Source organism: Methylobacterium phyllosphaerae (assembly GCF_001936175.1).
In the GTDB taxonomy this organism is placed as follows: domain Bacteria; phylum Pseudomonadota; class Alphaproteobacteria; order Rhizobiales; family Beijerinckiaceae; genus Methylobacterium; species Methylobacterium fujisawaense.
In genome coordinates this window covers 6,071,608-6,083,998 of sequence record NZ_CP015367.1, presented here as the reverse complement: position 1 = coordinate 6,083,998, position 12,391 = coordinate 6,071,608, and the positions used below count along the sequence as shown (strand labels likewise).

13 protein-coding genes are annotated in these 12,391 nt (G+C 69.2%); 8 read left to right on the top strand and 5 right to left on the bottom strand.

Annotation, left to right across the window (positions count from 1 at the left end; all coding sequences use genetic code 11):
* Positions 1-13 precede the first annotated feature (13 nt).
* On the bottom strand, positions 14-1,138 hold the full coding sequence (locus MCBMB27_RS27775; RefSeq protein WP_043383693.1) for an AI-2E family transporter: 1,125 nt from the start codon (positions 1,136-1,138) through the stop codon (positions 14-16).
* A gap of 139 nt (positions 1,139-1,277) precedes the next feature.
* On the opposite strand from MCBMB27_RS27775, the gene purM reads away from it, so the two are divergent.
* Complete coding sequence (gene purM, locus MCBMB27_RS27770; RefSeq protein ID WP_075381834.1) at positions 1,278-2,357, top strand: phosphoribosylformylglycinamidine cyclo-ligase; 1,080 nt, start codon at positions 1,278-1,280, stop codon at positions 2,355-2,357.
* A complete protein-coding gene (gene purN / locus MCBMB27_RS27765; protein ID WP_075381833.1) occupies positions 2,357-3,007 on the top strand; it encodes a phosphoribosylglycinamide formyltransferase in 651 nt (216 codons plus the stop codon). Before purM ends, purN begins: the two co-directional genes overlap by 1 nt.
* Before the next feature lie 131 nt (positions 3,008-3,138).
* Here the strand turns inward: purN and MCBMB27_RS27760 are convergent, their stop codons facing one another.
* Together MCBMB27_RS27760 and ndk are read right to left on the bottom strand one after the other, a co-directional pair.
* Positions 3,139-3,504: a hypothetical protein gene (locus MCBMB27_RS27760; RefSeq protein WP_043383689.1), complete on the bottom strand. Its 366-nt coding sequence runs from the start codon at positions 3,502-3,504 to the stop codon at positions 3,139-3,141.
* Between the two features lie 168 nt (positions 3,505-3,672).
* Positions 3,673-4,095 (bottom strand): nucleoside-diphosphate kinase, encoded by a 423-nt coding sequence (ndk, locus tag MCBMB27_RS27755; protein WP_043073092.1) that lies wholly within the window; start codon positions 4,093-4,095, stop codon positions 3,673-3,675.
* A gap of 268 nt (positions 4,096-4,363) precedes the next feature.
* Here ndk and MCBMB27_RS27750 point away from each other — a divergent pair, with 268 nt between their 5' ends.
* A complete protein-coding gene (locus tag MCBMB27_RS27750; protein ID WP_043347075.1) occupies positions 4,364-4,828 on the top strand; it encodes a DUF2147 domain-containing protein in 465 nt (154 codons plus the stop codon).
* Positions 4,829-4,835: 7 nt separating this feature from the next.
* Here the strand turns inward: MCBMB27_RS27750 and MCBMB27_RS27745 are convergent, their stop codons facing one another.
* A complete protein-coding gene (locus MCBMB27_RS27745) occupies positions 4,836-5,471 on the bottom strand; it encodes a glutathione S-transferase N-terminal domain-containing protein (RefSeq protein WP_043383686.1) in 636 nt (211 codons plus the stop codon).
* Positions 5,472-5,711: 240 nt separating this feature from the next.
* Between MCBMB27_RS27745 and MCBMB27_RS27740 the strand changes: the two genes are divergently transcribed.
* The 5 genes from MCBMB27_RS27740 (at position 5,712) to MCBMB27_RS27720 (ending at position 10,023) form a co-directional block, all read left to right on the top strand.
* On the top strand, positions 5,712-6,026 hold the full coding sequence (locus MCBMB27_RS27740; RefSeq protein ID WP_043347072.1) for a hypothetical protein: 315 nt from the start codon (positions 5,712-5,714) through the stop codon (positions 6,024-6,026).
* A 128-nt stretch (positions 6,027-6,154) separates the two neighbouring features.
* Entirely contained in the window at positions 6,155-8,194 is a 2,040-nt protein-coding gene (locus tag MCBMB27_RS27735) for an FUSC family protein (protein ID WP_075381832.1), read from the top strand.
* A gap of 24 nt (positions 8,195-8,218) precedes the next feature.
* Complete coding sequence (locus MCBMB27_RS27730) at positions 8,219-8,413, top strand: DUF1656 domain-containing protein (RefSeq protein WP_043347071.1); 195 nt, start codon at positions 8,219-8,221, stop codon at positions 8,411-8,413.
* A complete protein-coding gene (locus MCBMB27_RS27725; protein WP_043755589.1) occupies positions 8,413-9,468 on the top strand; it encodes an efflux RND transporter periplasmic adaptor subunit in 1,056 nt (351 codons plus the stop codon). Before MCBMB27_RS27730 ends, MCBMB27_RS27725 begins: the two co-directional genes overlap by 1 nt.
* Positions 9,469-9,540: 72 nt before the next feature.
* Entirely contained in the window at positions 9,541-10,023 is a 483-nt protein-coding gene (locus tag MCBMB27_RS27720) for a DUF3280 domain-containing protein (RefSeq protein ID WP_043383682.1), read from the top strand.
* A gap of 747 nt (positions 10,024-10,770) precedes the next feature.
* Here MCBMB27_RS27720 and gatB read toward each other — a convergent pair.
* Positions 10,771-12,243, bottom strand: coding sequence for an Asp-tRNA(Asn)/Glu-tRNA(Gln) amidotransferase subunit GatB (gene gatB / locus MCBMB27_RS27715; protein WP_075381831.1), 1,473 nt, complete (start codon positions 12,241-12,243; stop codon positions 10,771-10,773).
* Positions 12,244-12,391 lie beyond the last annotated feature (148 nt).

The following is a 12,391-nucleotide window of genomic DNA, read 5'->3' as shown; positions in this document are numbered from 1 at the left end:
GTGTCGCCCAGGATCACCCCCCGCCCGTGGAGGTCAAGGCCGCAGCGTCTTTGCCGTCGTGCTCGATCAAGATCGGCTGTCCGGCATGGTAGAGGCGGCTCTCCAGATAGCGGGCCAGGGCGAAGCGGACGAGCACGCCGATGGAGGCCGCGATCGGGACAGCGAGCAGCAGCCCGACGAAGCCGAACAGCGTGCCGAAGGCGAGCAGGGCGAACATCAGCCAGACCGGGTGAAGCCCGGTGGAATCGCCGACGAGCTTCGGCGAGATGACGTTGCCTTCGAGAAACTGCCCGACGAGGAACACGCCCACGGTCAGGCCGAGATACAGCCAGTCCCCGGATGGCCAGAACTGGACCAGGGCGACGCCGACGGAGAGCAGGAAGCCGGTGAGCGTGCCGACATAGGGAATGAAGGTGAGAAACCCCGCGATCAGGCCGATCAGCACGCCGAAGTTGAGGCCGACCAGCCAGAGGCCGATCGCGTAGAAGCTGCCCAGGATGAGGCAGACCAGGGTCTGGCCGCGCACATAGCCGGTGACGGCGCCGTCGATCTGGCGCGCGAGGTCACGCACCGTCGCGCGGTGCCGGGGCGGCACCCAGCCGTCGATGGCCGCGACCATCCGGTCCCAATCCACCAGGATGTAGAACGCGACGACCGGCGTCACCACGAGAAGCGAGGCGATCGAGATCAGGGCCTGGCTGCCCGACCAGAGGGATTTCAGAAAGGCCAGGAGCCACGTCCCCGCCTGGGTCGCCAGCGTTCCGACGGAGGATTGCAGCTCCGTGAGGACATTCGCGCCGCCGACGCGTTCCAGCAGTGACCCGGAGCGCTCCGCGATGATGGCCTGGAGCCGCGACACCATTCCGGGCAGCGCATTGACCAGGGCGACGACCTGATTGGCCGTGAGCGGGATCAGGATCAGCAGCGTCACCACGAGGACGACGACGAACAACGCCAGGATCAGCAGACTCGCGGCCAGCCGGCCGAGGCCGAGGCGCTCCAGCCGGTCGGCCAGGGGATCGAGGAGATAGGCCAGGGTGATGCCGGCCACGAAGGGCAGCATCACTTCCCGGAGGAGGTAGATGATCAATCCCAGAGCGACCACGGCGGCCAGCCCGATCACAGCTCGTGCGCGCACGTCGACGCTCCCCCAGACACCACGCCCGCGGGCAGAGTGGGTATGCGGCGCGTGCCGATCAAGGCGCCGCCGCAGCCGACTCGCGTGGCGCGCGCGAAGCCGCTAGAGCGGGGCCAGATTGGAACGAGGTGGCGCGGGCATGACGGCCAAGGACGGCAACGAGCCGAAGACGGGGCTCACCTACGCGGCGGCGGGCGTCGACATCGATGCCGGCAACGCCATGGTCGAGACGATCAAGCCGCTGGTGCGCTCGACCCGGCGCCCGGGCGCCGACGCCGAGATCGGGGGCTTCGGCGGCCTGTTCGACCTGAAGGCTGCGGGCTTCCGCGATCCGATCCTGGTGGCGGCCAATGACGGCGTCGGCACCAAGGTCAAGATCGCCATCGAGACCGGGCGCCACGACACGATCGGCATCGATCTCGTGGCGATGTGCGTGAACGACATCATCGTCCAGGGCGCCGAGCCGCTGTTCTTCCTCGACTACTACGCCACCGGCAAGCTGGTCCCGGGCGTCGGCGCCGACATCGTGCGCGGCATCGCCGAAGGCTGCCGGCAGGCGGGCTGCGCGCTGATCGGCGGCGAGACCGCCGAGATGCCGGGCCTCTACGACGGATCCGACTACGACCTCGCGGGCTTCTCGGTGGGAGCCGCCGAGCGCGGCACGCTTCTGCCGCGTCCGGGGATCCGGCCCGGCGACGTTGTGCTCGGCCTGCCCTCCTCCGGGGTGCATTCCAACGGCTTCTCGCTGGTCCGCCGGATCGTCGTGAAAAGCGGCCTCGGCTGGGACGCGCCGGCCCCGTTCGCCCCCGGGCGCAGCCTCGGCGAGGCGCTGCTGGAGCCGACCCGGATCTACGTGAAGCCCCTGCTGGCGGCGCTCGGCGCCACGGACGGGATCCGGGCGCTCGCTCACATCACGGGGGGCGGCTTCCCGGACAACCTGCCCCGCGTCCTGCCGGACGATGTCGGCATCGCCATCGACCTCGACGCGGTCACCCCGCCGCCGGTCTTCGGCTGGCTCGCCCGCGAGGGCGGCGTCGCCGAGGCGGAGATGCTGCGCACCTTCAATTGCGGAATCGGCATGGTGGTGATCGCCGCCGCCGATGCGGTGGACGACGTCGACGAGGCCCTGACCCGGGCCGGCGAGACGCCCGTGCGCCTCGGCCGGATCACGGCGCGCGGCTCCGAGCCCGTGACCTTCAGCGGAAACCTCGCCCTCTGATGGCGACCGCCCGCAAGACCCGCGTCGCCATCCTCATCTCGGGGCGCGGCTCCAACATGGTCGCGCTGATGGAGGCGGCGCAGGATCCCGCCTTCCCGGCCGAGATCGTGCTCGTCGTGTCGAACCGCCCGGAAGCCGCCGGCCTCGCCCGCGCGGCGGAGGCGGGCATCCCGACGCAGGCCATCGACCACAAGGCCTTCGCCGACCGCGCCGGCTTCGATGCCGCCCTCGACGCCGCCCTGCGGGGGGCCGAGGTCGACCTCGTGTGCCTCGCGGGCTTCATGCGGATCCTGACGACGGATTTCGTGGCGTCCTGGGCCGGCCGGATGCTCAACATCCACCCGTCGCTCCTGCCCCTGTTCAAGGGCACGTACACGCACCGGCAGGCGCTCGACGCCGGCGTGCGCCTGCACGGCTGCACCGTGCATTTCGTCGTGCCGGAACTGGATGCGGGTCCGATCGTCGCTCAAGCCGCGATCCCGGTCCGCCAGGACGACGATCCCGACAGCCTCGCCGACCGGGTGATCGTGCAGGAGCGCCGTCTCTACCCGGCCGTGCTCGCCCTGGTGGCCGGCGGCCGCGCCCGCCTGGACGGCGACCGCGTGGTGATCGCCGACGAGGCGCCCGACGGCGTTCTGTTCAGCCTTTAGCGGGCGGCCCATCGTCCCTGCGGGCGGAGCCCGGCGATCCGGCATCGCCCGCTCGCCGACGTTCCGATGCGCTGGGCTGCTTCGCTGCGCTCGCAGAGGCGACGTCTACCGAAGCAGCCCTGTCTGCGTCCTCAGACGGGGCGCTGCAGCTTGCAGCTGTCCAGCGCCGAGAGGGCCTTCGCGCGGGCGGAATCGTTGAAGTAGCCCGTGGTCCGGTAGGCCTCGATCTCGGCGGCATCGAGACTGCGCAGGGTCTGCTTGGCGTAGCAGCCGCAGGGACGCTCCAAGGACGCCTCGGGGGCGCTGGTCATGCGGGCCTGGACGATCGTGCAGGCGTGGCGCACGCGGCCTTCGAGATTGGCCTTGCTGGCGGTCTTGAGAGCCGGATCCGGCTCGTACTGCTGGAAGGGGGCCGAGGATCCGCCCGCGAGGGCGGCGGTCGCGCCGAGGGCGAACAGGCCGGTCGCGATCAGCAGGGGCAGGCGGCGCATCGTCATGGTCGGGGTCGTCCGAGGGCTGAGGTTGGCTAAGCTCGGCTGTTGGACGCTTCCGGGCTCCGTCCCGTCAAGGACGGCCCGGTCACACCCGGCGGCATTCCCGATGCCGCCGGGTGCGGTGCGTGACGATGGCGGGTCGGTGTGCCCAACCCGCCACCGCCCGTCGCCTCAGGCGGCGATATCGGAATCCTTGAAGAACTGCGCGATCTCGATCTTGGCATTCTCGGCGCTGTCGGAGCCGTGCACGGTGTTCTCGCCGACGGACTCGGCGAACTTCTTGCGGATCGTGCCCTCGGCGGCCTGGGCCGGATTGGTCGCACCCATCACCTCACGGTACTTGGCCACCGCGTTCTCGCCCTCGAGAACCTGGACCACCACCGGGCCGGAGGTCATGAAGGTCACGAGCTCGCCGAAGAACGGGCGCTCCTTGTGCACCTCGTAGAACTTCTCGGCCTGCTCCTTGGTCATGCGGATGCGACGCTGGCCGACGATGCGGAGGCCCGCTTCCTCGATCACGGCGTTGACCGCGCCGGTCAGGTTCCGCCGCGTCGCGTCGGGCTTCAGGATCGAGAAGGTGCGCTCGGTGGCCATGGTGCGTCCGGTCTGTCTGTGGAAAAGGTTTGCGGCACGCCGGGAGGCCGGACGCGCCGCGGCAGCGAAAATTTCGCTTCGGCGCCGGGCTTATAGCGGGCGCCCCCCCGTGTCTCAAGCGGCGTCCCGGAACCGGCCGGTCCAAGCGCGGCCGTGGCTCTGCCGCAACACGGCCGAAAAATCGCCCGATTGCGACGGCCTAGTCGCGCACCAACCGACTTCGTCCACCCCTCGGGCGTCCGCGACGCCCCAATCCCGGAGACGAACCATGCGACTCGCTCTCAGCGCCAGCCTGCTTCTCGCCGGCCTCACCGCCGCCGCCGCCGACACCGCGAAGGATCCGTCCGGCACCTGGCTCACCGGCGACGGCCGCGCCAAGATCCGGATCGATCGCTGCGGGCCCGGTCAGAAGCTCGTCTGCGGCAAGGTCGTCTGGCTCAAGACGCCGACCTTCGACAACGGCGCTCCCCGCACCGATCTCAAGAATCCCGACCCGAAGAAGCGCGCGCGGCCGGTGATCGGCCTGCAGCTCATCGAAGGGCTCAAGCCGGACGACGAGAAATACACCGGCGAACTCTACAACATCGAAGAAGGCAAGATCTATACGGTCAGCCTGGAGCGCGAGAGCGAGGCCGAACTCAACGTCTCGGGCTGCATGCTCAAGATCCTGTGCGGATCCCAGACCTGGACCCGTGTGCCGGACGTGAATCAGCAGGCGGCGAACAAGAACTGAGCGCCTGTCAGATCGCTGCGAGGCCGCGCTGCACCGCCGGCCTCGCCAGGATGCTCTCGAGCCATCGCGCCACGTTCGGCAGGGTGTTGATGTCGACGCCCTGCTTGAAGTTCAGCTTCGCCCAGGTGAAGGTCGCGATGTCGGCGATGGAATAGTCGTCGGCCAGGAAAGCGCGGCCCTCGAGGCGTCGTTCCAGCACGCCGTAAAGACGCTTCGCCTCTGCGGTGAACCGGTCGATCGCGTAGGGCAGCTTCTCGGGCGCGTAGATCTTGAAGTGGTGCGTCTGCCCGAGCATCGGCCCGAAGCCCGCCACCTGCCAGAACAGCCACTCGTCGACGAGGACGCGGGCGCGCTCGTCGGTCGGATAGAACTGCCCGGTTTTCCGGCCGAGATACTGCAGGATCGCGCCTGATTCGAAGACCGAGATCGGTTGTCCGCCGGGACCCTCCGGATCGACGATGGCCGGGATCTTGTTGTTGGGTGAGATCGCCAGGAAATCGGGAGCGAACTGCTCGTTCTTGGCGATGTCCACGGGAACGATGCGGTAGGGGAGCCCGCACTCCTCCAGCATGATCGGGATCTTCCAGCCGTTCGGCGTACTCCAGGTATGGACGTCGATCGGCCGCCCGGACACCGCTGCCATGCTCTGTCTGCTCCTGGACCCAATCGTCGGCGGTGCGATGGTCCTCCGCCTTTTCCGGACAACCCCGACAGTGAAGACGATTTCCCGGCCACGCTCAAGGGCATCCCGAGAGCGGGCCTGAGGATTCGACACGGCGTGGCGGCAGCTGTTGGCGGCTGCGGCGCCGGGCTTGCCGTCTCCCGGGGCGAGCGGCGAGACTGCGTCTCGGGCGTCGCAACGACGCCCGAGGGGGAATTTCCGATGATCGATCGTCTCGTCAGGATCGCGATCCTGTCCGTGCCGCTGCTCGCCGCCCAGCCTGTCCTCGCCAAGGAGCCGGCTGCCAAAGAGTCGACAGCCAAGGCGCCGCCGGCCTCCGAGGCGCCCTCGGCGGCGCCGGCCTCGCCCGCAGCGAAGCAGCCGAGCGCCGGCCAGTCCGCCGCCCGCGACCGGCAGAAGACCTGCGGCGCCGAGTGGCGCGCTCTGACCGACGCTCAGAAGGCCGCGCAGGGGCCGAAATGGCCGCAGTACTGGAGCAAGTGCAACAAGCGGCTGAAGGGCGGCGATAAAGCCTGAGCCGGTCGCGAACCGCAGCGCTTCTCGATTGTTCAGACATCCGCGGCGGGGCGGCGGGAAAGGCGAGGACATGATGGACCTTCATCCGTCCCCACGGGCGGCGGACGGCGCATCGCGCCGGGTCCGGCATGGCTGAGGCCCCGGTCGCGCCCGCCGCGGATCCGTCGGCCGGGTCGCTTCTCGACCGCGCGGTGGCGTTCCTCGATGCCTGGGTGCCCAAGCCGGCGGCCTGGGCCTTTGCCCTGCGCATCTGGATCGCCATGATGCTGGCGCTGGCGATGGCCTTCTGGCTCCAGCTCGACAGCGCCTCGTCTGCCGCCACCTGCGTGGCGATTCTCGCCCAGCCCAAGCGCGGGCAGGCCATTTCCAAGGCGGTCTACCGCCTTCTCGGCACGCTCATCGGGGCCGCGGTGTCGATCGTCTTCATGGCCCTGTTCGGGCAGGACCGGGTGCTGCTGCTCCTCGGCTTCACCGTCTGGCTCGGCCTCTGCGTCTTCGTCGCCCAGTACCTGCAGGACACACGGGCCTACGGCGCCATGCTGTCCGGCTACACCGTGGCGATCGTCGCCCTGGGCCAGATCGACGACCCGCAGGGCACCTTCGACGCCGCCGTGTCCCGCGTCGCCGTGATCGTTCTCGGCATCGTCGTGATCACCTTCATCAACGACGCCCTCGCCTCCCCGAGCACGTGGCGGGCGCTGCTGCCGCAGCTCCGCAAGGGCTGGGACGACACGCGGAGCTATGCCCGGGAGACGCTGGAATCCGGCGATCTCGGCGCGACGCGGACCGCCGCGCTGATCCGCACCATCGCGCCGATGCGGGCCGATGCCAGCGCCATCGCGGGGGAACTCGACGACGGCCGGTTCCGTGCGGCCGGCGCGCGCAGCTGCATCGCCGCCTTGTACGCGATGGCGGCCGCGATCCGCAGCGTGGCGGCCGCGGCCGCGTGCCTGCGCCATCCGAGCCCGGCGGTCGCGGAGGCGATGGCGATCTGCCGAAGGGTGGCCGACGCGCCCGATCCCGATGTCCTCGATCGCGACGACGAGCGCCTGCGCGACCTGGTCGATTCCGCGATCCGGGACGGGAACCGGCCCCTCGACGAGGTGGTGGTTCTCCAGCGCGCCCTGGACTTCGTCTGTGCGGCGACCTTCGCGCAGGACGGCATCCGCGCGGTGGCGGACGGCCACGAGCCCCTGCGCGACGCCCGGCTGCCGACCCATCGCGACTTCCCGGTCGCCCTCCGCGGCGCCCTGCGGGTCGCCCTGAGCTTCGCCGTGACGGCCGCCGCCTTCGTGGCGCTCGGCCTGCCGCAGGCCTCGTTCGCGCTGGTCCAAGTGGCCGCCACCGCGGCCCTGTCCTCCGTGACGCCGGATCCGAAGAAATTCGCCAACGGGGTCGTCATCGGGATGACGCTCGCGGCGACCCTTGCGGGCATCGCCCGCTTCGCGCTCCTGAACGGTGTCCAGGGATTCCCGATGCTGGCGATCGTCATGGCGCCGGTGATCTTCCTCGGCTGCTTCCTGTCGCTGAACCCGAAGACCTTCGGCATCGGCTTCATCCTGATCGTGTTCTTTCCAGTCCTGCTCGGCCCCTCGAATCCGCAGACCTACGACGCCCTGACCTTCCTGCTGAACGCGTTCCTCGTGGTCGCGGCGGCCGTGATCCTATCGATCGTCGTCCGCCTGGTCCTGCCGGTCACGCCTGCGCAGCAGCGGAGCTTCGCCCTCGATTCGGCCCGGCGGGCGCTCGCCGACGCGCTAATCGGCCAGGGAGGCGATGCCACCACCCGCACCAGCCTGAATGCCGACCGGCTGTTCCAGTTCGCCGGCTACAGCTCGGGGAGCGGCGCCGTGCGGCCGGCGAACCTGCATCACGCCTTCGCCCTCGCCCGTCTGGAGGCCGCCGCCGCCCGGGCCCACGCGGAGCTGCGCCGCCTCTGGTCCATCGAGGCCCTGCGTGGCGCGATCCCGCGGGCACGGGACGCGTTGGCTTCGGGCGACGATCGCGGGCTCGAGACCGCGGCGCGTGACCTGATCCGGGCCGCCGCCGGCCAGGGCCGGGCCGTGCGGCTCACCACCGCCCGCGCGGCCAGCGATCTCGTCACCGCATCACGGACCATCACCCGCCACCGGCGATTCCTCCATCGCCTCGACATCGCGCTCTTCTGACGGGCGACTTCTTCCGGGGTTACCATGCACGAGGACATCCATGTCGGCGGGGTGCTGGTCACGGCCTTCGTCGCCTATGCCCTGGCGGCGTTCGTGATCCTGATCATCCTGCGCTTCGCCTTCGCGCGCCTCCGCTTCAGCCGCTACGTCGCCAACGCCCCGCTCGCCGAGGCCGGCCTCTACGTCTGTGTTCTCGCCCTCCTGATAGCGTTCATCTGATGCCCGACACGACCGCCGACGAGGACGATCCGAAGCCCGCCGCCCGCGACGATGCGCCGGGGCGGCGCGATCCGTTGCCCGCGATCCCGCGCCGGGGCCGAGCCGCCAAGATCTTCCGGCTGGCGGCCACCGGCGTGATCCTGCTCGCCGCGATCCTGGCGGCGGCCTTCGTCTGGGAATTCTACGTGGCGGCGCCCTGGACGCGCGACGGCACGGTCCGGGTGCAGGTCGCCAACATCGCGCCGCAGGTCGCAGGGCAGATCGTCGAGGTCCGCGTCCAGGACAACCAGACCGTGCGCAAGGGCGACGTCCTCTACGTCATCGACCCGATCGACTTCGAGGTCGCGGTCGCGTCGGCGGATGCCGAGGTCAAGAACCGCGAGGCCGACCTGCAGGTGAAGAACGCCCAGTCGGCCCGGCGGCAGGCGCTCTCGACGGTGTCGACCTCCGTCGAAGAGAAGCAGCAATTTGCCGGCGCGGCCAAGATCGCCGAGGCGGCGCTGGAGAGCGCCCAGGCGCAATTGCGGCAGGCCAAGGTCAACCTGGAGCGCACCCGGGTGACATCCACCGTCAACGGGCGGGTCACGAACCTGCTGATGCGCGTCGGCGACTATGCCCGGACCGGCACCGCGAACATCAACGTGGTCGACACCGATTCCTTCTGGATCGACGGCTATTTCGAAGAGACCAAGATGTCCAACATCCGGGTCGGTGACACCGCCGACGTGAAGCTGATGGGCTTCGATCCGCATCTCACCGGGACGGTTCACAGCATCACGCTGGGCATCTCCACGGCCAATGCCGCTGCGAGCACGCAGGGGCTGCCGGACGTCAACCCGGTCTATACCTGGGTGCGCCTCGCCCAGCGGGTCCCAGTCCGCATCCGCATCGACCATGTTCCGCCGGGCGTCCCGCTCATCGCCGGCATGACCGCGACCGTGTTCGTCAACGGCGGCCGCGGCCCGGCGCCCAACTGGTTCATGGACCTGCGCGACCGGGTCTCCGCCCTGACGACGCCGGCAGCCGGACCCACCGCGGCGGCCGATCAGAGGTGAATCGCCGCGCCGCTGCGATCCCGATGGCCGGTGATGCGGTTTCCCGGAGACACCACCGCGTGGGAGACTCCGATGAACCGATGGCTTGGACTCGCCTGCCTCCTGCTGACTGCAGGGCCCGCCGCGGCCGCGCCCCTGAAGGCGGCGGTGTTCGATTTCCAGTTCTCGAACCTGTCCCCGGTGCCGACCGATGCAGCGGACGCCGCGCGCCTCAAGCGGGTGAGCGCCGAACTGCGCGCTCTGCTGGAGAGAAAGGGCCTGTACATCGTGATCTCGACCGATCCGGTCCGGGCGGCGGTCGCCAAGAGTGCGGACCTGCGGCGCTGCAACGGCTGTGCGGATGACTTCGCCCGCGAACTCGGCGCCGACGTCGCCATCACCGGCGAGGTGCAGAAGGTCTCGAACCTGATCCTCAACCTGAACGTCTACGTGAAGCCCCTCACCGGCGACGCGCCCGAGCGGGCCTACAGCGTCGACCTGCGCGGTAACACGGACGAGTCCTTCGACCGCGGTATTCGTTTTCTCGTCGAGAACACTATGGGTGCCGGCAAGTAACGCGCCCCCCAGCCGATATTTCGCAGCGCCGAAGGATCGATCCAAGTGATTGACGGGCTTGGCGCTGCACTGCGATCCTCCCGCGATGTCGTGCGAGGTGCCCCTGTGCCGGCAAAATGGCTATTGACGGCTCGGCAAGACAGGCGCAGTCTCCACCTGTGCTTGGCGAAAGCCGGCACCGACCGGACGGAAACCTTGACGGTGTCAGGTTTCGTAAGACGTCCGGTTGCCGGAAGCTGGAGGAGACAGGGATGACTCCACCGCAGCGGAAAGCCGCCTAGACGGTTCAGGGACAGGTTCGGCCCGGAACTTAGCGGCAGCACACGGACAGCCGGACGGACGCGGCTCCAGGGGCGCAGAAGCGGCCAATTATGGCGCGCCTTCGAACACGCAAAATGCCCCACTTTGAGCCGTTCCGCCGCGGTTTCCCTAAGACAGAAGCTGTTGGTCCATCGCCTGCCCGGCCTCGCCGTGGCGGGATTTCGTCGTGGCCCCGAGGGTGGCCGGCTCACCGCCTGTCTGCGCGGAGCTGAGCCCACCGGTGGTCTCGTCCGCCGGTCAGGCCGGAACCGCGTGGCGGAGCCCGGAAGGCAGGCCTGCCGTCACGACGCGATCTTGCACCGACGACCGTTCGAGCGCCCAGGCGCGCTCCGGATCAATCGGCGTCCGATGTTGCCGCGCCGATGGCTTGGCCGACGCGCGATATCCCTGAGCTGGCCTGCTTCGCGCCGCTCGGGCGATCGGGTGTCAATCGATCCCGAGCTTCGCCTTGAGCAGCGCGTTCACCGCCGCGGGATTTGCCTTGCCGCCCGTGGCCTTCATGGTCTGGCCGACGAACCAGCCCAGCAAAGTCGGCTTCTCCTTGGCCTGGGCGACCTTGTCGGGATTGGCCGCGATGATCTGATCCACCGCCGCCTCGATGGCGCCCGTGTCGGTCACCTGCTTCATGCCGCGGCTCTCGACGATGGCGCGCGGGTCGCCGCCCTCGATCCAGACGATCTCGAACAGGTCCTTGGCGATCTTGCCGGAGATCACGCCCTCGCCGATCAGGTCGATGATCGCGCCGAGCTGTTCCGCCGAGACCGGCGTCGATTCGATGGACAGGCCCTCCTTGTTGAGACGCCCGAACAGCTCGTTGATCACCCAATTGGCCGCGGCCTTGCCGTCCCGGCCCTTGGCCACCGCCTCGAAGTAGTCGGCGGAGGCACGCTCGGCGACCAGCACGCCGGCGTCGTAGGGCGAGAGGCCGAATGCGGAGACGAACCGCGCCTTCTTGGCATCCGGCAGCTCGGGCAGCCCCTCGGCCAGGGCGTCGACATAGGCCTGGTCGAATTCGAGCGGCAGCAGGTCCGGATCGGGGAAGTAGCGATAATCGTGCGCCTCTTCCTTGGAGCGCATCGAGCGCGTCTCGCCCTTGGTCGGGTCGAAAAGGCGCGTCTCCTGGTCGATCTTTCCACCGTCCTCGAGGATGGCGATCTGGCGCCGCGCCTCGGTCTCGATCGCCTGCCCGATGAAGCGGATCGAGTTGACGTTCTTGATCTCGCAGCGGGTGCCCAGCGGCTCGCCGGGGCGGCGCACCGAGACGTTCACGTCGGCGCGGAGCGATCCCTTCTCCATGTCGCCGTCGCAGGTGCCGAGGTAGCGCAGGATCGTGCGCAGCTTGGTCACGTAGGCCTTCGCCTCCTCGGAGGAGCGCAGGTCCGGCCGGGAGACGATCTCCATCAGCGCCACGCCCGAGCGGTTGAGATCGACGAAGCTCCGGGTCGGGTCCTGATCGTGCAGCGACTTGCCGGCATCCTGCTCGAGGTGCAGGCGCTCGATGCCCACGGTGATCGACGCACCGTCGGGCAGATCCACGAGAACTTCGCCCTCGCCGACGATCGGATCCTTGTACTGCGAGATCTGATAGCCCTGGGGCAGATCCGGGTAGAAGTAGTTCTTCCTGTCGAACACCGACCGCAGGTTGATCTTCGCCTTCAGGCCGAGGCCGGTGCGCACCGCCTGGGCCACGCATTCCGCATTGATCACCGGCAGCATCCCGGGCATCGCGGCATCGACCAGGGAGACGTGGTCGTTGGGTTCCCCGCCGAATTCCGTCGAGGCACCGGAGAACAGCTTCGCCCGGCTGGACACCTGGGCGTGGATCTCCATGCCGACGATCACCTCCCAATCATGGAGGCCGCCCTTGATCAGCTTCTTGGGGTCGACGGGTGCGTTCATGGTCGTCCGGGCCGAGAAAAGGAGCTTGGCGTGATCCCCCCACCCACGCCCTCATCCTGAGGTGCTGCGCAGCAGCCGCGAAGGAGGGCTCCAGGGATCGCGCGGCCGGCTGGAGGCCTCCGTCGAGGCCCGCTCACGCGGGCACCTC

What these genes read in the sequence shown, in the direction of transcription:
- MCBMB27_RS27725 (WP_043755589.1), top strand. Translation starts at nt 8,413, where the DNA reads ATGCCCGACACGACCGCCGACGAGGACGATCCGAAGCCCGCCGCCCGC.
- purM (WP_075381834.1), top strand. Translation starts at nt 1,278, where the DNA reads ATGACGGCCAAGGACGGCAACGAGCCGAAGACGGGGCTCACCTACGCG.
- MCBMB27_RS27735 (WP_075381832.1), top strand. Translation starts at nt 6,155, where the DNA reads ATGGCTGAGGCCCCGGTCGCGCCCGCCGCGGATCCGTCGGCCGGGTCG.
- MCBMB27_RS27730 (WP_043347071.1), top strand. Translation starts at nt 8,219, where the DNA reads ATGCACGAGGACATCCATGTCGGCGGGGTGCTGGTCACGGCCTTCGTC.
- MCBMB27_RS27760 (WP_043383689.1), bottom strand. Translation starts at nt 3,504, where the DNA reads ATGACGATGCGCCGCCTGCCCCTGCTGATCGCGACCGGCCTGTTCGCC.
- gatB (WP_075381831.1), bottom strand. Translation starts at nt 12,243, where the DNA reads ATGAACGCACCCGTCGACCCCAAGAAGCTGATCAAGGGCGGCCTCCAT.
- MCBMB27_RS27740 (WP_043347072.1), top strand. Translation starts at nt 5,712, where the DNA reads ATGATCGATCGTCTCGTCAGGATCGCGATCCTGTCCGTGCCGCTGCTC.
- MCBMB27_RS27720 (WP_043383682.1), top strand. Translation starts at nt 9,541, where the DNA reads ATGAACCGATGGCTTGGACTCGCCTGCCTCCTGCTGACTGCAGGGCCC.
- MCBMB27_RS27745 (WP_043383686.1), bottom strand. Translation starts at nt 5,471, where the DNA reads ATGGCAGCGGTGTCCGGGCGGCCGATCGACGTCCATACCTGGAGTACG.
- ndk (WP_043073092.1), bottom strand. Translation starts at nt 4,095, where the DNA reads ATGGCCACCGAGCGCACCTTCTCGATCCTGAAGCCCGACGCGACGCGG.
- purN (WP_075381833.1), top strand. Translation starts at nt 2,357, where the DNA reads ATGGCGACCGCCCGCAAGACCCGCGTCGCCATCCTCATCTCGGGGCGC.
- MCBMB27_RS27750 (WP_043347075.1), top strand. Translation starts at nt 4,364, where the DNA reads ATGCGACTCGCTCTCAGCGCCAGCCTGCTTCTCGCCGGCCTCACCGCC.